Origin of the sequence: Pseudoalteromonas sp. SWYJZ12 (assembly GCF_015864395.1) — a bacterium.
Taxonomy (GTDB): Bacteria; Pseudomonadota; Gammaproteobacteria; order Enterobacterales; family Alteromonadaceae; genus Pseudoalteromonas; species Pseudoalteromonas arctica.
In genome coordinates this window covers 425,780-444,932 of record NZ_JADYXH010000002.1, presented here as the reverse complement: position 1 = coordinate 444,932, position 19,153 = coordinate 425,780, and the positions used below count along the sequence as shown (strand labels likewise).

Sequence of the window (19,153 nt, the reverse complement as noted above, 5' to 3'; positions counted from 1 at the left end):
AATGTCCTTTTTATTTTTTAATATGAGCAGTAATTGCATCCGCAGCCGCCCATTTTAAAGTCGTAAATTCTTTGCTTTTATATTTAGGCAATTGGTTATTATTTTTTATAATATAATCTGCAAACTCAATCACTTCATCTAGCTTAAGTGCTTGTGTGAATAAAGCTCTTAATTTTGCGAGTTGTTGTGTTTGGTTCACGCCACTTAAGCCCCATGCAGTAGATGCAGCAATAAATAGTGGTGTGATTTGTAAATCTGCCTGCCCTAAATAAAGTGCATTTAAATAATACTTTTGTTCATCACCAAAATATAAGGTAATCGTTGTGGCGTTATTGCTAGATACAGGCACGACAGCAACACTATTGTTAATATCGACCGTTTTTTCTATGCCAGATATAAATGTACTTGCAACCACTTTAGAATTAGCAAACGACAAGGAGTCATCTATTGTTAGTGTTGTTTCACTATATACAGCAATTTTAGATGCGTTACTTTTTCCATAACTGTTTTTTAAATATAATTTGCCTGATTCAGCATTTGTAGGAACTGTGAAACTTAAGCTAGTAGGAGAAGTTGCTAAAGGGGTAAGCTCTACCTCGTTTAAATACACTAAAGTATCGTCTGAAAAGTTTTTACCTGATAAAATAACTTCAGTATTTGCTGATGATTCTATAACGCCTTGATTGGCTATTATCGGCGAGAATTTTTTATTAAACGTTAGTGCTGTAGGTGCTGTACTTATATTTGCTGAGCTATAACTAATGCTAGTAGCATTACGCGGCATTACAAAATCAACATAATCTTGCCCATTTGCATTAACAGCTATATTAACGGGTACTGCACTGCCTTCAATATTAAAATTTAAAAAACCAGTTGCTAAGTTTTCACCGTAAACACGGTGTTTTTGGTTAGCTAAAATAACGCCTTCAATTTCTTGGCTGCTATTTAATAAATAATAGATGTTACTAATTTCTAAATAATTAATAGTTCCATATTCTGCATTTTTAGCTGAAGTGAGTGGTTCTGGATCATTAATATCTAAAATTAAATCGTTGTCGTCATCTAAATCAATAAAGTTAGCTAATTCGTCTTTATCATGATTTACAGGCCTTTGAGCATTCCCAGCATCTTTACTGTCAGCAACCGTGTTGCCATCGGAATCAGAGTCTACAAAGTTGCCCAGACCATCTTTGTCTAAATCAAGTGCACCTTCAAGCACATCTTTAATACCATCATTATCGGAGTCATCATCAAGCCAGTTTGGAATGCCATCAGTATCAACATCATGAGCATACGCTGAGTCTAAATTAAACACATAAAACTCAGTACCATCATAAACGCCATCGCCATCTGTATCTTGAGTGTAACCTTGCAGTCCAAAAGCAGGCTCTACAGAGTCATCAATTGCATCTACATCCTCATCTACAAACACATTCAATTGGTAATCGTAAGCCCCCTCACCTCTAAATTCTTTATCGTTAATAACGATATAGTATGTGCCAGACTCAGACGGCTTTACTTGAATGGCCCGCTTATATCTACCAACAGCAGTAAAATTTGGTGCCCACGACTCTATGGCTACTACAGAGCTATCCATTACTGCCATACCAGGTTTAAATTCATGACTTAAAGACGATAAAAGTACGGTTACTGCCACATCTTTTTTAAGCTTAATTTTATAATAATCCTGATCGTTCGCTTGCTGAATTCGGCCAAAAAGTTTAACTGGTAACTTTTCTGGTACGATAGTAGCTAAATCATGATTGTTGTTAAATTCTTCTTCTTTAACTAATTCGTAATCACTTTTACTTGCATCAAAGGGATAAGCATCGAGCTCATCAGGTACACCGTCACCATCTTCGTCTTTATTTTGCCACGTGCCTACATGTGAGGATACTTGAAGTGTTTTTGCGTGAACGTGTGTTGTATATGTTAGCGAGATAAAAGCACAGCTGACGCTTAGCAATGAAAGGTATAATAGTTGGGTTTTCAAGAATCCATCCTTGTTTTGTTAGTCCGTAAAAGTATTAATTATTTGTCTAAAACTAATTCTATTTAATTCATAAAGCTATCGTACCTAATTTAAGACAGCCTTTCAAACTTACACATCTATAGGCACCTATTTGTTGATTGATTTAGCAAACCAATTATGTATCGTGATACTGTATTTTCTTGGTAAGTTATAATCTAAGTAAATCGCGCCAGATTTAGTTAACAGGTAAGTCCTTCGCGCGATTTTAGCAGCGTCCCAAACATCGTCTAACTTTATAACTTTGTTTTTGGCCCCAGTAGCTTTAATTATTAAGGCTTCATTACTGACTTTAAACCGTTTCCGGCCCATAACTAACGTACTTAAATAACCCCCTAACACAATTAATATTACTGATAAAACTGACTGAACAAATGCTGGTAAATATTGAGCTCCTACAAGGTGTTCATGATTAAATAAAAACCAAATAGTAAATAATGTAAACAACCAAATTAACATTAAGAGCGAGCAAAATTGCGGTGATGTTACGGGTCTAGCTGTTATTATTAACTCACCACCGTTGCTTTGTTTAAAGTAACGATCATTAGGAATATCAGCTGACTCTGTGCTTTTAGTTTTTAAACCATCAATACTTAATTTATGCCTACGATTACCTGCAACTAGCGCCAAATCAGTATCAAAATGCGCCTCTAAAAAGCAACTAATTTTAAAATGTCTGATAGTGTTGCCATGTTCATTGTGAGCTCTGGATAACTAAAAAACTTCATTGAAAAATGCTCTAGTATCGGCTTTTCTGGATCAAATAATTTTTCAAACTCACCGGTTGTAAAGCCACTTACTTCAACAAGGGATAACTGTGAATTAATAATATGCTTTTTTTTAGTAACGAAGCCAAGCCAAGATCGTGTACTCACAATATCTTTATTTTTAGCGTTTAGTATTACTTTATTGACCTTTAATACCGGCGTGCACAGCACTAAACCCAATAAAATTATTATACTGGACAAAACCAACTCACCAGTTTTATATATACCTATTACACTAATATAAATTAGCCATGCGCCTAAGCACATCAACAAAAAGTGAAATATAACCCCTGAGACACCGACATTATCTTTAAATATTAGCTGCTCATTGCTTTACTTTCGTAATTTGTAACTCATTGATACACCAACACGAAAAATGAATTTTCATGACAAAAAGGAAGGCTAAGCCTTCCTTATTTAGTTAGGGTTTTTGACCTAAATACCAACGGCCAATTTAACTAAGTTAAAGTAACAATTAACGCCTATTAAGCTAAGTATGTTTGCACAATAACTATGCTTGAGAGTACTGTTAAAAACAGTGCTACAAACATAATTGCTATAGCCTTTATAAAAGGTGGGAACAAATAAGATACTTCAACAGCTGTTCTTTTGGTCATTACTTCTATTATTTCAGGGAACATAAACAGGTTTATACGATTAATTGTCAGCGTGTCTTTATTAGTAAATAAAAATGTTGCATGAGTAAAAAATGGCAGTTTAATATTTTCATGGCGACTAACCGTTCCGCGAATACGCTTAACTATAGTGTAATCAAACTTACCCACGGTTACCTCTTCAATATCCCGATAGTAAAATTTTTTATTTACACTACCAGTGCCTTTAAACTCAAAATAGTCTTGATACAGAGTAATTGATTGTTTACTGCCACGTTTAAAAAACAAAACTGCAATTAAAATAGCAAAGTAAAAGCCGATAAAATAAAGTACAACATATTCAGGCCTATTATTGGTATCGTACACCCTACCTTCACTTATAAAAGAACAGGTTAATAAAAATCCAACAATGTAAGCTATTACACTGTGTAGGTAGAGTTGCTTTTTAGTGAAGTTTTTTAATAAAGGGTACGTTGTTAAATCGGCTTGACACTCTTTCTCAAGGCGTTCATCCGCGCTATATGAGTTAGTAAATCGCCTAAACTTGTTACACAAAAAGTCCATAAAGCCTCTTTTATAAAATCAAAGTTCCCCTTTGACGGATTAGATAAAAAATAACAAAATCATTAAGAAAAAAGTAATTAACAATAAAGAATACAGTGGGAATTTTGTAATTAATGAAGTTTTGAAATCAATACTTACACCATGCTTCTCTTTTAACCAATCTACAAATTCAGGAAGCTGTAATATCGATAAGCGATTAAAAACCTGTTTTTTATTGTTCTGGTATTCAATTACTGCCCCGGTAATAATTTTAAAATCAGTACTTTTAGTCGGAAATACTTTTACCGTTACTTTAACCGGCTTAGTAAATTCAATGGTTTCTACACAGCCTGTATGTTTATCTACGGTTAAATCTTTGGCACATTTAATACTGTGGTTAACCCATATAACAAAGCGGATTGTATTTATGAGTAATAAATTTAAAACTATTGATTGGATTAGTTGTGGATCTGAATACGTAGGATACTTGTTCGGTGTAAGGTCTATGCCAATTAGCCCAAGAATAACGGCAACAAGTGTATTTATTACAAAAAAAATTAGCCACTGTTTTGTTGTTTTTTGGGGCCATCGCCCCGTATTTTTTAATTTATAATTATCATTATAAGCAAAAACAGGCATGTTTTTTACATTGTTATATATATAGTGCGAGAGTGAATCTTTCACGTTTTAAAGGTTCCTTCTTCTAGCGTATTGCGATGCAGTAAAAACTATTTAGCTAACCAATTTACAATGAATATTCAAACTCTACAGGGCCAACAGTTCTTGCTTCATAATTACACCATGATCCGCCACTAATTCACCATGAAAATTAAGCGTGGCTTTATTTTCGCTAAGAATCTTAAGCGCTCAAATTAAGTACTTTATTAAACTCCAGCATGTTATTGTTTTTAGTGTTATTTTTCTTGCCGTTCAAAAATCACACAATTCAATTGTTCTTGTGCAATAAGCTATGTGCTTAATATAAGAAACTGATTAAAGACTAGTTTTATACCACTGATTAGTTTCTTTATCTAAGCCATAGTCACAGAGAAAATGGGAACTTCCTGTTTCTATGTTTAAAAACCCAATTTCAACTTGAACTTTTTTTTCTATGTTAAATAAAAAGTCTTTATCTTTTTCATCTATTAATATAAACAATGTACGTTCGTAATCAGCTGTTTTAATCGAATCATCATATCTAGCTGCTTTTTTTAGAAACTTCTTTTTCATATATGAAAATGAATTAGCCTTATTTACAGCTTGAACCTTTGGATGAAAATCTTGTATATAGGAATCGAAATCCTTATTTACGATCTTTATAGCATTGTCGTGGCACATTTTAGTAATTAAGTCTTTCTCCGACTCAGCATAAGCAAGGTTAGATAATAATAATGGTAATGTTAAAAATTTATAGAGTTTCATATGATTTCCTAATCTATGTTATTAAGTATGCTCACTTTGTTCGTACTGTTTGCTTGAATGGCACTTTGCGAACAGTTACTGATGGTTTTTCCGGTAGCTTGCCCTACTTTAATATTCCACGAAACCGTATCGCCAGCCTTCGCTAGAACAGTTTTTGCTGTTACTGGGCTACTGCCTGACAATACGGTTATGTTATCAGAAAAACAAACATAATATGTACCGCGACCATCAGGAATATCATTTGCGGTTAATATTACCTTATAGTCACCTGGGGTTAACGATGTAAAAATTTCTTCTTTACGTTGACCTAACGAAATTTGTTTACTGGCCCCATTAAAAGTTAAAGTGAATATATCATCTTTTAGGTTTCCGTTATCGCCAAACCTCACTGTTGCGCCGCTTTCTCTGTTAGTAAAAAGTAATGCATTTTTAGCTTGAACAGATTTAACCTTTACATTTACATCACCTGTTTTAACACCTTGAGGGACTTTTACCACAAGCTTATTCGAACTACTTGAGATAACAACATTAAACTAAACTAGACATGCACTTTAATTGAACAAACAAAACGTTGCCATTAAATTTAATTCTTTTGTTAAGAATTTATCTTTTAATACTCGGTTACTTACATTTCATCCATAAAAAACAAATTAGCACGCTTAAACCTAAATTCGGCTTATGAAAATGACTGCATGTTGCAGTTGTGATTTATTACTGAACAGTTTTACTGAGTAGCTTAAGTTTTATGCAAATAGCTTTTCGCAGTTACTCATATTCGCTCGCCGCTTTCGGTTTAAGTTTTCACAATAACTTGCTTGTGAAGCTGGTCTGCCGACTGCGCCATGAAATACGCGCGTAAATTGGGTTGTAAGCTTTAACCAGTTTTCGGGGGATATACTCACTCTTTCTAGTAAAGACAAATATATATTTTCAATATACCCTCGCTTATCTTCACGTATACAACGTCCTGTTAACTCAACAAGTTCAAGGTACGATTTAAGCTCAAACGGTAGCCCTTTTGGCATAATTTGACGTGGCACGACTGCAAAGCGCAGTAGTTGTTTTGGTTGCTTGCCATCCTTTGCATACGTTAAACGCTGTTTGATGCTGGTATGGTCTGGACTTCCCAGAGTTTGCTAGACACCCAATGAGTTACATTGTAACTTCTAATTAGAGGTGTTATGTGAGCAAAGGCAAACGGTATACCCAAGAATTTAAAATAGAAGCAGTTAAACAAATAACTGAACGTGGTTATTCAGTTGCTGAAGTATCAGAACGATTAGATATTTGTACCAAAACGTTATATCACTGGCGAAGCCAGTTATCAGAGAAACCCAAACAAACCAAATCATCAGATGAACAGCTAAGGAGCGCCAAGCTTGAGGCCGAGCTAAAACGTGTCACGGAGGAACGCGACATTCTAAAAAAGGCCGCAAGGTACTTTGCCAGCAACCCCGAGTAAAGTACGCTTTTATTCGTGAGCATCAAAATGAGTTTTCTATTGTTGCGATGTATAAACTATTTAAGCTACACCGCAGTGGCTTTTATGCGTGGTTAAAGAAGCCATTGAGTGATAGAGCAATCGAAGATAATCGTTTGCTTAAGCTTATTAAAGAGTTTTATGTTGCCAGTGGTGGCGCTTACGGTAGTCCTTGGATACACGCAGATTTACGTGAAGCTGCTGAGCAATGTAGTGTTAATCGCGTAGCTAAGATCATGCGCCAACATAAACTCAAAGCGCAAATAGGTTATAAACGTCGCCATATTAAAGGTGGTAAAACATCACGCATTGCAGATAACTTGCTAGCTCGTCAGTTTAATCCTCCTGCGCCGAATCAAACTTGGGTAAGTGATATTACTTATGTGAGAACCTATGAAGGCTTCTTATATGTAGCAACTGTCATGGATTTATTCTCTAGGCGGATCGTAGGCTGGTCGATGGATAAAACATGGACAAGCACTTAGTAATTAAAGCATTGCTCATGGCAGTTTATCAGCGCCAACCCAAAGCTGACGTAATGGTGCACAGTGATCAAGGAAGCCAGTATGGTAGCGCTGATTACTTAGCCTTTATGAAAGAACATAACCTTGTACCCTCAATGAGTCGAGCTGGGAATTGTCACGATAATGCAGTTGCTGAAAGCTTTTTTGCAACGATTAAAAAGCGGATAATTAAAAGGAAGATTTACTCAACACGCAATGATGCGAAAGCAGAGATATTTAATTTTATAGAAATGTTTTACAATCCGAAAAAACGTCACTCGCATACAGGCGGTGTTTCACCTGCTAAGTTTGAGGAAGCGTATTTTTCTGAGTTAGAAACTGTTTAGTGAAAGCTGGGAAGTCCAATCACCATTATTATTTATAATGGTTAAAGACGGTGTAAAACGTGAATCATCTTTAAAAAGTACAAACGTCACGGATAAATCTTCAGCTAATATTTCACTGGGTATATTAAATTTAAAATCATCTATATCTACATTTTCAGAAATAATCCCCGCAGGTTTAAAAGGGGTGCTCCCAACTGGATTTGCTTCAGCAACATTATTATTAAACTATTCTTCTTGAACAATCGTAATTGTGGTTTTATCGGCATCAAACGGATATTCATCCTGTTCATCAGGCACACCATCAGCGTCTTCATCTTTGTTTAGCCACGTGCCAATATGGGTAGATGGCTGAATGGTTTTTGCGTGCAATGGTGTTGTGTAGGTTAGCGAGCTAAAAGCACAGCTAACACTCAATAGCGAAAGGTAAAATAGTGGTGTTTTCAAGAATCCATCCTTGTTGGTTTATCCGTAAAGCAATTGCGGTTATAAACTGTACCTAATTTAAATAAAGTATGCAATTTAATCAGAGGTGATATTTAGAGTAACTCAACTGCATATCCGCTAAGCTAAATTAAAGCCATATTTAATATGAGTGTTTAGTAAGTCCTCTATAAAACATAGCGAGCAAACCATATATACTTAAAAGTCCACCAATACACATTAACCCAAAGGTAATTGTTTGTGAAAATTCAGGCTGAATTGCAAACCGATATAAGCCTACACTTAATAGCGTGATCCCCAGTACGACAATTAAAATAATACTTACAAATCCTTTAATCATAACGTTCCCACTGTTTTAAACTTTGTGTGTTAGTGAATACTTTATAATAATCATTTAGGTTGTAAATTTCTACAATAGCTAAAGAATTGCTTTCAAATACCCTGCTCCTATCCAATACAAATAAAGACCTATCATTACAAAATTACCACCCATTGACATAACCCGCAGCAAAATAAATACAATGCTGCCACCGCCGTCGGTAAGGCCATACTTGTAACTCACGGGGTAGTCAAAATAAATGCACAGATAAAGCAAGTTTAAGGTTGCGATGGTATTTGGTTTGATTGTATAGCGTTCATTGTTTTTTAAAACCACAAGCGCTTGGGAAATGTGTGATTGTTTTGATTGATAGCCTTGCCCGTTTGAACGGGTATACCCGTAGCTAAATTGTATGTAATCTATATCGGCTTTAGTCATAGTTATGTGTTGCTGTTTAGATAATGGCTCGGTAACTATAATTAATTCATCTTTACTTACTTCAAACGCGGCTTTGTAATTAAAGCCATACCTTTGCCAAATTAACACCTTTCGTAAAAACCATAGTCCCAAGAATAAAGGAATATATATAAAAAATAATCCGCTAACCCAGTCCTCTTCAACCCAAACATGACTATACAATGCAAGCGCACCCAATGCGATTGCAAATAAAAACTCGATTCCTAAATTTAGCCTAAATAATTTTGTTACTACCGGCATAGTGATTTTACTCATAGGGGTCAAGGCGTCCTTTTCTGGTAAATTTACGAGCCTAAACCAGAACTTATCATCTAATTGTATATCTAACTTTTCGCTTTGCATTGATAATCTCAACAGTAAATTATAAAAAAGAGCATGTAATATCAATTACATGCTCTTTATTTTTAATATGCACCAACTAATCTTGCAGTAAATTAACCATATACCACTTGCCGTCTTTTAGACCAAAACGGCATTTGTTATACACTGTGCGCTGCTCTTTAAGTCTTTTATCATAGGCATCAAATTTGTAATATATAAATGCTTGCTCTGTATATCCCCACCTTTCATAAGTTTCTTCAACAACACTATACTTAGTATCCTCAGAGTAGTTAACAAGCTTTGATTCAACAAGACGAAAGTTTTTTATACCATCGTACTCTTTTCCGAAGTATTTTTTATGTGTACTGTCAATCAGTTTTGTGATTTCCTTATCAGCATTAGGAATATGATCAACGGGTGTGAATAGTTGCCTAAATAACTGTTCATCTTTATTTTTTACTATTTCTACCGCTTTAAAGCAGTTTTCTTTTGGGATCGTTAAATCAAGCTCTGCTTGGCATGTAAAGCTTGCTAATAACGACAGTGGAATTAGGTATTTATTCATTATTTATCCTTGTAGCAGAGGGCTTTAAAAGCCCTCATTAATCAAAAGTTTGTACATTCAGTTTGTGATTCGTCCGATTCTGCTTGTAATACTAATTGTTTATTACTTAATGCAGGCTTTATCTTCGTGGTGCTATTACTTGCTATTGTGACGTAATACGCTTTTATTGTATTGGGGCATAAATCTCTTCCAGATTGTGCATCTCCCGTTACTGATGCGACATCTCCTGCAAATTCGATGTAATAGGTGCCTATGCCATCATCTGCGCGAATACCGGTAAGCTCTACTAAATGCTCTCCTTCATCGAGTGATACACTAACAGGACCAATTTTACGTTGAGGGCTGCTATTATCATAAAGTACATTGCCATTTACGCTTAATTTATACACATCATCTTTTAAATTACCGTTATCACCAAACGTAATTAATAGCTGTTTAGGTCCAAAAAAATCGAATTCATTACTTAACTCATCATTTACTTCTACAGTAATGAAACCTGTTTGGACCCCACTAGGGACAGCTACTGTTAGAGCAGTTGTTGTTGCATCCTCTATTTGTGCAGTAAGCCTAACACCATTTTCTCCACTAAAGGTTACAATGTTATCAGCTATTTTATTACTAAAGCCAATCCCTTTAATCTCTATTTTATCACTAGCCCCACCATTATTTGGCGTTACATCAATAATACTAAGCTCAGTTCCTACAAGTATTTCATAAGGCAAAGTAGCTTCGTCATCGCGATGTTTTACACTTACTTGTAAAGGGCCAACAACTGCCTCTATTTGGCTGATATTACTTAAGCTAAACTCAAGATAGGTACCTATTTTGTCTACACCTAAATACTCTACATCTAGCTCAGCCAAGTTATTACCTAAATCCTTTACAATTACTTCAGCTTGTGTATCTTTAAATATCCCTTTAACTTCAGCTAAGCCACTGCCAACAAGTGTAAACTTTTTTGTCTCCCCAGTTTTTTGTATTGCTCTAGGTGATACATCTGATAAATTTAAGCCCCATGTAACAACATAATCTAACTTTGTTGGCACGGCTGCTAGGTCTTTTATCGTTTTCCCCATATCTATCATCGCTGAGGCAAGCTGACTAGCTTGGTATGCAGCTGCTGCATTACCGATAATTGGAATAAATTTTTCAGCCATTTTTATAGCTAATTTTTCTCTAAAGTCAGGAAGTTTTATTTTATATATAGCCAACAATGCTGTAGTAGCAGGGCCTACTTTTATATTTGGGAAAGTACTACCATCTGAAAAGATAGGCTTTATTTCTTTATTATATATCTCAAGGCCTATGTTGTAGCCCAAGGTTTCCCAGTCATCTTGCGTAGCGTTTGGCTTTCCGGCTAAAACTTCAACTTCGTGAGTTATTGCTGGTAAATAATCATAAACAGCCATAATTACAGCTTTAGATATCTTAGCTTTATCTAATGAGTTGTCATTTATGTCATAGCCAGCTGCATCGAACAAAAGAGTAAAAAAGCGGATCATCACATTATCAATAATAGTCCGTATAGCGAGCATCTTTTTGGCTTCCTGCCCTCTTAAATTATACGACTCTGAACCCGTTAAATTAAATATACTTGGCCCATAAGTACCTGCTACTCCAGGTGTTATTATTTGATATAAGCAGTCTTTATATACACATTTATCTATTAAGCTATCAGCTGACCAATACTCTAATCCTAAAAATGAACCTGATTGTGGGGACATCATGTCTTTATGCCAAGGTGTATCAATATGATCAGAAATAGGCTTATTAAGTGAGTCTGCTGGTACTTCTCCTGTAATTGGATCTAAACTATATACCCGTGTACTTAGATATAATTGACTTCTATTTTGAAGCTCGACACATCCATCATATTTAAGAACTTCATACCATTTGCTTTCAACACCTTCACCACACTTTTTTCCAACTTCCCCTGAGTTTTCTAAGAAAGTAGTTGCATCCATAGTCATATCAAATGCGTCCCACGACCCATTGGTTTCAGGGTAGGAAACAATGGATGGCTCAATTGAAATGTCTTGAGAGTTTGTTGCATTCGAGGAATACGTATACATACTATATTTTGAAGTATAAGATCTTGGTGTTTTATTCAATAATTGAGAATGCCCAAGTGGAGTTTTATCCAATTCAGCTGATAATTTACTTTTAAATAATGCGCTATATTTACTTAGAAACTCTTGCGCTGAATTTAGTGGGTTCGAATGTGAAAAAAAAGCGCTATTACTCTCAAGATGCTGACTCGCTTCACTAATAAAAGTATTATAAAAATCCATATTTTTCAGCATGGCTGAAAATTCAAGCTTATCGATTCCTTTAGGTTCATAATACATTGACATATAAAGCGCTAAGCTTGCTACAGCTGTAGTTTCATAGCTAAATGTAACACTTTCAGTATTACTTGGATCGACTATTGCACTTAAAAATTGTTCTAATTCATTTGAATCTGTATTTGTATAGGTGAAATGGACTTCAGGTTTTTTACCCATTAATTGAAGAGAGTAAGCATCATTAATAATAGGCTTTGCGTAAGCTGGTAAAATTCCTCCAGCAGAGACTACTGATTTATTATATTGCTTGTCGAAATTAATCGAAACCACAGTTTCAACTATGTAAGTAACAGAATTACTTCTCCCAAATTCATTACTTACCCAATAACGGCCACCAGTGATACCTTTTGGAACTTCAACTGATAATCTATTTTCATCAATTAAGTTTGCGTTTACGGCAATATCGTTAAAATGGACAACCGCCTGCTCATTAAAATTTTCACCTACAAGAGTAATCGTTTCTTCAGCACTAATATTACGATTATCATCTTTCAAAAGTGGTGTTTTACTATCATTGACTTCAATGAACAGAGCATCAGTAATAACCTCATCATGTGCTAAATATACATTAGCCTCACCTACCTTGCTAGGAAGCTCTACACTGAAATACGTTTTGTTTTCTTCGACTCTAGCGATAGTTGGTTCTAAGTTGATTAGGTCATCAGCGTATTGAAAAATAAAGACCAAATTATTTGCATCAGATGGTAAACCGTCAACCTCGAATTCTACTTTATCCCCAACTCGGATAAAATCTCGAATGGATTGTCCTTCAAAGTTTACATTATAAACCCAGCGAACAAGTAAACTATCCGGCCCAGTTCTTTTTACTGTCTGCGCTTTTTTTAGCCTTTGCGTATCAAAAGTATCTAAAATTAAATCACCATCATCATCTAAATCTAAATGATCTATGTATAAATCATCATCAAAATTATTAGGGTTGTTAAAGTCACCACTTTCCAATTTATCGTCAATGCTATTACCATCAGCATCGCGGTCTAAATAATTTGGGAAGCGATCTTTATTTAGATCTTCAATCCCTTCTATTTTGTCTGAAAATGAATCACCATCAGAGTCAGTATCTTGCCAATTGGGTATTCCATCTTCATCAAAGTCAACATCTGCAGGACTATTCAATAAAACAAATTCAAAGCCATCTTTAATGCCATCTTGATCCATGTCACTTGTTTCAGTTGACGAACCTAATCCTCGCTCTTTCTGATCGTCAAATGCATCTACATCTTCATCGTAAAAAACACTTATCTCATAGCTTAAATCAGAGCCACCTGCGTAATTGTTGTCTAAAACACTTAACTGATAACGGCCACTTTCACGAATTTGAAAGTTTACAATATGTGTTTTTGTAAGTTCATCTTGGAATAAAACAATCGAGTCTTGTACTAATCCATCAGAATCTGATAGGTATACTTGAGGGTCAAACCGAGGAGCGTCTGTTTTAAATACAGCTGTTATGAAAGTAACATCATCAACATCAAAGCCATATAAATCCCCTTTATCTGTTCTAGAGGAAATAACGCCCTGAACTTTAAAACCTTTACCCAGCTCCACAGGGTTTGCAACAGATGGGTTATCGTTAGGCTCTTCTTCAATATAAACAGGGTATTGAGTTTTATCCGCATCAAACGGATAATCATCCTGTTCATCAGGCACGCCATCGCCGTCTTCGTCTTTATTTTCCCAAGTACCTACATTTTCAATAGGTTCTCCACCGGTATCTCCACCGGTATCTCCACCAGTATCTCCACCAGTATCTCCACCAGTATCTCCACCAGTATCTCCACCAGTATCTCCACCGGTTCCATCTGGTATTGATGTTGAATCATCTTCACTTAATGATTCGTTACATCCGACTAGTGTGACACTCAATGAGCCTGCTAAAAGCAATGCTAAAAGTTGTTTTGCGTTCATTTTCCTTACCCTTATTGTTGGTGCTTTCCTTTACATCCGATATGGTGTTTGCATTCGGATCAGTGCATAAGATTTAATTGTGATGTAATACCCGCTGTAGCTTGTATCCCCCGCTGATGATGTTACGGCTCCTAATGCGGAGCATTTTAATTGTTCTTCATCAGGTATAAAGTTTACAAATTTGCTTGAAAGAGGATTTGGATCTACGTCTGTAAGTGTTAAAACTTTGCCAATGACCCAATCAGCAAGCGGTACCTCTAGACGCTTACACCAATCAACTTCAATTTGTAATAAATTTGCATCTTGTATATTTAATTTTTTTTCACTGTTAATGGTTATAACTGTCGGTTTTCGATAAATGAGATTGTCGTTTGGTATTTCATCAATAGTGACACCTGAATTATAAACTCTTCTCTCCTTGAACTTATTAAATACCTCGGAGGTAGGGTTAAGTACCGTTATTTCTGACGCTAATTCAACATGAGCTTTCGCTTTTACATAAGCAGCAGCTAAATCAAGTGCATTAGGGTCTCCGCCCGAATCAGACATAAACAATGGCATCATGCCTTGGGCAAGTGCATCTTTCATTTTGCCCATATCACCGTGATTTAATGCTCCTGCCCTCACAGCTTCAAATGAAGCGGCATTTAAAGTCACTTTATCTTTATATATAAGTAGCCACTGAATTAGCAACATAATTAATATTAAAACTAAAGGTGCTAAAAAAGGCAAAGTAATTGAAAACTCAATCATTGATTGTCCTTTTTGGGAGCGGCCTAATTTTCTAGAAAAATGCATAACTTACGTCCCTGCTTTACTTTGTCCTGTTTGTAATCGCATTAATTCTAAAAACAAGTCATCCATTTGTTTTTTTGCTTTAGAATTTGGATCAACATGCTTTTGAGCTTCAATTAAAATATCCGTAGATTGACGCATACGTGTAATTGCTAAGTTATACCAGGCTTTAGTATGTTGCTGATCAAGTTGCAAACAACGCTGATAAGCACTTACACCAGCATCTAAGCGGCCACTGCGTGTATATATATTTCCTAAACGAAACCAAGCTGGTGCATAATTATCTTTATTTTTAAGCAGCTTCCTATATAGCCCTTCCGCCATATCTAAGTGGCCTGCCATATAAGCCGACTCAGCACTATTTTCTAACTCAACTAAATTAACATTATTTTTTTCTGCAATATTTTTAGAAGAGCTGCATCCTGTAAAAAAAATAATAACGATTAATAAGCATATTTTGTTCATTTAAATTCTTCCTTTTCAAACTCTAAAAAATCACCAACTTTTAAACCTATGTAATCCACAGTGTCTGCAGGTAACTCTAGTGTTTTAAATGCAGCGTTACACACGCTTAATTTCCAAGGTTTTAATTTTTTTATTATTTTAACTATTTGATTGTTTTTATTTATATAAATAATATCCAAATCATATTTCATCCACAGTGTATGAACTGAATTGCAAGGTTCAATTAACATACCCTCATTTATTTTTAACTCTCTTCCAAGTAAACCTCTTAATCTAAGAAACCAGGTATTTGCATACATAATATTGAATTTTGAATTTATAGTTACTAAGGTTAAATATTTCATGGTTATAAATCGTACATAAATTTCATAACTATAGGGAAGAAAAGAATCATAAATGTAACCGGAAATATAAACATTATGAGTGGGAAAACTAATTTAACTGGAGCTTCTAATGCCTTTTTTTCAGCTCGTTGGAAGCGCTCTACTCGCCTTTGATCTGACTGAACCTTTAACGTTGCACCTAAACTAGCACCGGTCCGTTCTGCTTGTGCTAATGAGCTAACCAAACTATTAACTTCAGACGTTTGAACTCTGTCAGCCATAGCTCTAAATGCATCGATTTTATTAACGCCGGCTCGAAGATCACGTAAAACTTTTCCAAATTCAACTTTTAATGGACCTTCAGGGCCTTTATCAACAGCCTGACTTAACCCGCCTGTTAAATTTAGTCCCGCTTCTACCGACATAGTTATAAAATCTAGGTATACAGGTAAAGATTTAACAATGGCTAATTGCCTTTTTTTCTTAAGATCATTTAGTGTCAACAAAGGTAAAAAATACCCAAATAAACAACCATAAAATAAGTACATAAAATCCATAGATTCCAGTAATACACTAATTAATAAAACAAATAGCGTACAACCAATCGAAGATACAACTCTTACACCAAAATATTCTTCAGCGGTAAGAATGTAAGAAACACCTGATATTTGAAGTTTTTTGCCCGTTTTTTCTAAATATTCTATTGAAAGCCTTTCGCCTAAATAGTACGCAACCAGCTTGACAAATGGCCAAATAAGCTTTAGTGAAGGAGGTAACGGATCCATAAAATCTCGTGAATCGGTAGGCAATGAAGCTTTAATTTTATAAGCGCTATAAAAAAATATACACAAAGAAAAACCAGCAATTATTGTTATAGTTATCATGTTAAATCTCCCTATACATCTATATTCACAATTTTACGAATAAATGTGTAACCTACATATAACATGATTGCTGTTATAGCACATACTGCCCATCCCATTGGTTCAGTAAACAATCTCATCATATGAGTTGGTTCCATGTGGTATAGAATAAACCCAATGAATAGAGGCAATGCAGTCATCACTATACCCTGCATTTTCCCCTGCCCGGTGAGGGCATCTATTTTCCCTTCCATTTCTAATTTACGTCTAAGGGTATCTGATAACCGTTCTAGTGTTTCGGCCAAGTTACCGCCTATCTCTTTTGATATTTGCATACCAGATACTACAAGCTTAAAGTCAAGCTCAGGAATACGTTCAAGCATATTGCTTAAACCATCATTAAAGTCGACTCCGAGTCTTTGCTCTCTTAAAAATAATGAAAACTCCTGACTCAATGGAGCATCTTGCTCTTGTACCATGGCCTCAATTGCGTTAGTTAAACTAGAACCCGAACGCATCGATGCACAAATCATATTTAAAGCATCTGGTAACTGTTTAATAAATAGTTTTTTTCTTCGATTTTGAAGATACTTGTAAAAATATGGAGGTAAAAAAGCAACTATAGTCACTAATATTATTGCCAATACAACAGCACCGGTATATGACCAAATAAATAAGAAGAAGACCACCATGCCAATAATATTTGCGATAAATAACTTTTGCGGTTCTATAAACAAAAACATGTCAGAAAGGTTTCGTTTAGCTGTGTGCGTAAATGTATCTCTGTATTTCTCTGCTAAGTCTCTCGAGATGTAATTACCGCCATAAACCAATAAAGAAACTGTAATTCCTACAATTACCATTATCATTAGGCTACTCATTGTCATTACTCACTTTGAAAATGCCTAAATCAATATCAATACCTCTTTCACGGAGTTTTTCGTAAAACTCAGGTATCATACCTGTTGGTAAATAATCCCCCAGCACTTTGCCATCTTTACTATAACCAGTTTGTTTAAACTTAAAAATTTCTGCTAACTGTAAAACATTACTCTCGATTCCCGTAACTTCACAAATGGATGTCACTCTTCGAGAGCCATCACTAAAACGAGATTGCTGTACTATCATATTAACAGCCGAGCCAATTTGCTCTCTTATAGCTTGGATTGGTAAGTCCATCCCTGCCATCATAACCATAACTTCTAAACGTGATATACAGTCACGAGGAGTATTAGCATGAGCGGTCGTTAAAGAACCATCATGTCCCGTATTCATAGCTTGAAGCATGTCAAGTGCTTCACCACCACGACACTCACCAACAACTATTCTATCAGGCCTCATTCGTAAACAGTTTTTAACAAGATCCCTAATTTCGACACCTCCTTTACCTTCCTGATTTGCTGGTCTAGCTTCAAGAGATACAAGGTTAGGCTGATAAAGTTTAAGCTCAGCAGCATCCTCAACAGTAATAATTCTTTCGTCATCAGGTATAAAGTTTGATAAAACATTGAGTAAAGTTGTTTTACCAGAACCGGTACCACCAGAAATAACAACATTACGCTTATTAACAACAGTCATTCGTAAAAACTTGACCATAGCTGGGGACATTGAACCGAAATTAACAAGGTCTTCTGCCTCTAGTTTTTTAGCCATAAATTTACGTATGGTAATACATGGGCCCTTTAGAGCTAACGGAGGTATTATTGCATTAACACGTGAGCCATCTTTCAGCCGTGCATCTACCATTGGTTGACTTTCATCAATTCGACGCCCTAATGGCGTTACAATTCTTTCAATTGCACTTAATACGGCTTGATCATCAGTAAAAGCTATGTCAGAAAGATAAAGCTTCCCCGCTTTTTCATAAAAAATCTCATCGTGAGAGTTAACCATAATTTCAGAAACATCTGGGTCATTTACAATATTTTCTAAGGGACCTAAACCAACAGTCTCGTCTAAAACTTCTTTACATAGCTCTTCATAATCAATATTTACTGGTATTTGTAATTTAAATACTATTGACTCTATTAAGCTTTTACTTTGCTTTCTAAGTTCCTCATCGCTCATTTCAGATACATTTACTCGGCGTAAATCTATTTGTTTAATGAGCTCTCTATGTACCTCTTTTCTCAATGCATTTCGTTGCTTTATTCTAAGTCGAGTTGCATTATCATCATTTAGAACGGTTTCACTTTTGGTTTCTAGTGAAGTTTCTTGGATCGGTGAGAAGTCAGGTTCAATATTTCTTTGTACCTTAGCTTCTTCTTTTGAATGAGAAGCTTCAGTCGCATTTTTTGTTGAATCAAAACCATCACCTAATTCAACACGAATATGATAGCCACCAATTTCTATTACGTCTGTTGGTTTTAGAGGACCAGCCGATTCTATTTTGCTCCCATTTAACTGAGTGCCAGTTCGGCTAGCTCTATCTTCTAAATATATTCCATCGTCATTCAAATATAACTTTGCATGTTCTTTTGAAACTTTAAAACCGTGCAAACTGACAATATGTTGCTTATCTTTACCTATCGTGCATGTTTTTTCGTTGCATTTTATACGCCCGACAGATGTACCTTTGGCTGTAGTTACTATTACATCAAACATCAAC

The 19,153-nt window shown here is 35.4% G+C and carries 17 protein-coding genes and 2 pseudogenes; 1 reads left to right on the top strand and 18 read right to left on the bottom strand.

Features of this window, described 5'->3' with window-relative positions; genetic code table 11:
• Positions 1-10: 10 nt before the first annotated feature.
• From I6F42_RS04225 to I6F42_RS04195, 7 genes and pseudogenes are all read right to left on the bottom strand, one after another.
• Positions 11-1,993 (bottom strand): IPT/TIG domain-containing protein, encoded by a 1,983-nt coding sequence (locus I6F42_RS04225; RefSeq protein ID WP_010552721.1) that lies wholly within the window; start codon positions 1,991-1,993, stop codon positions 11-13.
• 686 nt (positions 1,994-2,679) lie between these two features.
• A complete protein-coding gene (locus I6F42_RS04220; RefSeq protein WP_148664651.1) occupies positions 2,680-2,904 on the bottom strand; it encodes a hypothetical protein in 225 nt (74 codons plus the stop codon).
• A gap of 377 nt (positions 2,905-3,281) precedes the next feature.
• Entirely contained in the window at positions 3,282-3,974 is a 693-nt protein-coding gene (locus tag I6F42_RS04215) for a hypothetical protein (RefSeq protein WP_010552718.1), read from the bottom strand.
• A gap of 39 nt (positions 3,975-4,013) precedes the next feature.
• Positions 4,014-4,592: a hypothetical protein gene (locus I6F42_RS04210; RefSeq protein ID WP_148664650.1), complete on the bottom strand. Its 579-nt coding sequence runs from the start codon at positions 4,590-4,592 to the stop codon at positions 4,014-4,016.
• 354 nt (positions 4,593-4,946) lie between these two features.
• Complete coding sequence (locus I6F42_RS04205) at positions 4,947-5,375, bottom strand: hypothetical protein (RefSeq protein WP_010552716.1); 429 nt, start codon at positions 5,373-5,375, stop codon at positions 4,947-4,949.
• Positions 5,376-5,383: 8 nt separating this feature from the next.
• The gene (locus tag I6F42_RS04200; RefSeq protein ID WP_010552715.1) at positions 5,384-5,872 is read right to left on the bottom strand and encodes a hypothetical protein; all 489 of its coding nucleotides are present in this window, start codon (positions 5,870-5,872) and stop codon (positions 5,384-5,386) included.
• A 246-nt stretch (positions 5,873-6,118) separates the two neighbouring features.
• Positions 6,119-6,493, bottom strand: a pseudogene (locus tag I6F42_RS04195) (hypothetical protein); the annotation flags it as partial.
• A 65-nt stretch (positions 6,494-6,558) separates the two neighbouring features.
• Between I6F42_RS04195 and I6F42_RS04185 the strand changes: the two are divergent.
• Positions 6,559-7,705, top strand: a pseudogene (locus I6F42_RS04185) (IS3 family transposase).
• Positions 7,706-7,930: 225 nt separating this feature from the next.
• On the opposite strand, the gene I6F42_RS04180 reads toward I6F42_RS04185, so the two are convergent.
• The 11 genes from I6F42_RS04180 to I6F42_RS04130 all read right to left on the bottom strand — a co-directional run bounded on the left by I6F42_RS04180 (position 7,931) and on the right by I6F42_RS04130 (position 19,149).
• Positions 7,931-8,149 (bottom strand): hypothetical protein, encoded by a 219-nt coding sequence (locus tag I6F42_RS04180; RefSeq protein WP_010552709.1) that lies wholly within the window; start codon positions 8,147-8,149, stop codon positions 7,931-7,933.
• 139 nt (positions 8,150-8,288) lie between these two features.
• A complete protein-coding gene (locus I6F42_RS04175) occupies positions 8,289-8,486 on the bottom strand; it encodes a hypothetical protein (RefSeq protein ID WP_010552708.1) in 198 nt (65 codons plus the stop codon).
• Between the two features lie 78 nt (positions 8,487-8,564).
• Positions 8,565-9,329, bottom strand: coding sequence for a hypothetical protein (locus tag I6F42_RS04170; protein WP_197151030.1), 765 nt, complete (start codon positions 9,327-9,329; stop codon positions 8,565-8,567).
• 31 nt (positions 9,330-9,360) lie between these two features.
• Entirely contained in the window at positions 9,361-9,828 is a 468-nt protein-coding gene (locus I6F42_RS04165; protein WP_010552706.1) for a hypothetical protein, read from the bottom strand.
• A gap of 41 nt (positions 9,829-9,869) precedes the next feature.
• Positions 9,870-14,099: a cell shape-determining protein gene (locus I6F42_RS04160; RefSeq protein ID WP_197151029.1), complete on the bottom strand. Its 4,230-nt coding sequence runs from the start codon at positions 14,097-14,099 to the stop codon at positions 9,870-9,872.
• 30 nt (positions 14,100-14,129) lie between these two features.
• A complete protein-coding gene (locus tag I6F42_RS04155; protein WP_010552704.1) occupies positions 14,130-14,852 on the bottom strand; it encodes a hypothetical protein in 723 nt (240 codons plus the stop codon).
• Between the two features lie 48 nt (positions 14,853-14,900).
• Complete coding sequence (locus I6F42_RS04150; protein WP_010552703.1) at positions 14,901-15,359, bottom strand: tetratricopeptide repeat protein; 459 nt, start codon at positions 15,357-15,359, stop codon at positions 14,901-14,903.
• Positions 15,356-15,703 (bottom strand): DUF192 domain-containing protein, encoded by a 348-nt coding sequence (locus I6F42_RS04145; protein ID WP_010552702.1) that lies wholly within the window; start codon positions 15,701-15,703, stop codon positions 15,356-15,358. Before I6F42_RS04145 ends, I6F42_RS04150 begins: the two co-directional genes overlap by 4 nt.
• Positions 15,704-15,705: 2 nt before the next feature.
• Positions 15,706-16,566, bottom strand: coding sequence for a type II secretion system F family protein (locus I6F42_RS04140; protein ID WP_010552701.1), 861 nt, complete (start codon positions 16,564-16,566; stop codon positions 15,706-15,708).
• Between the two features lie 11 nt (positions 16,567-16,577).
• Positions 16,578-17,414, bottom strand: coding sequence for a type II secretion system F family protein (locus I6F42_RS04135; protein WP_231616298.1), 837 nt, complete (start codon positions 17,412-17,414; stop codon positions 16,578-16,580).
• A gap of 4 nt (positions 17,415-17,418) precedes the next feature.
• Positions 17,419-19,149 carry an ATPase, T2SS/T4P/T4SS family gene (locus I6F42_RS04130; protein WP_010552699.1) on the bottom strand — a complete coding sequence of 577 codons (1,731 nt, stop codon included), beginning with the start codon at positions 19,147-19,149 and terminating at the stop codon, positions 17,419-17,421.
• Between the last annotated feature and the right edge of the window lie 4 nt (positions 19,150-19,153).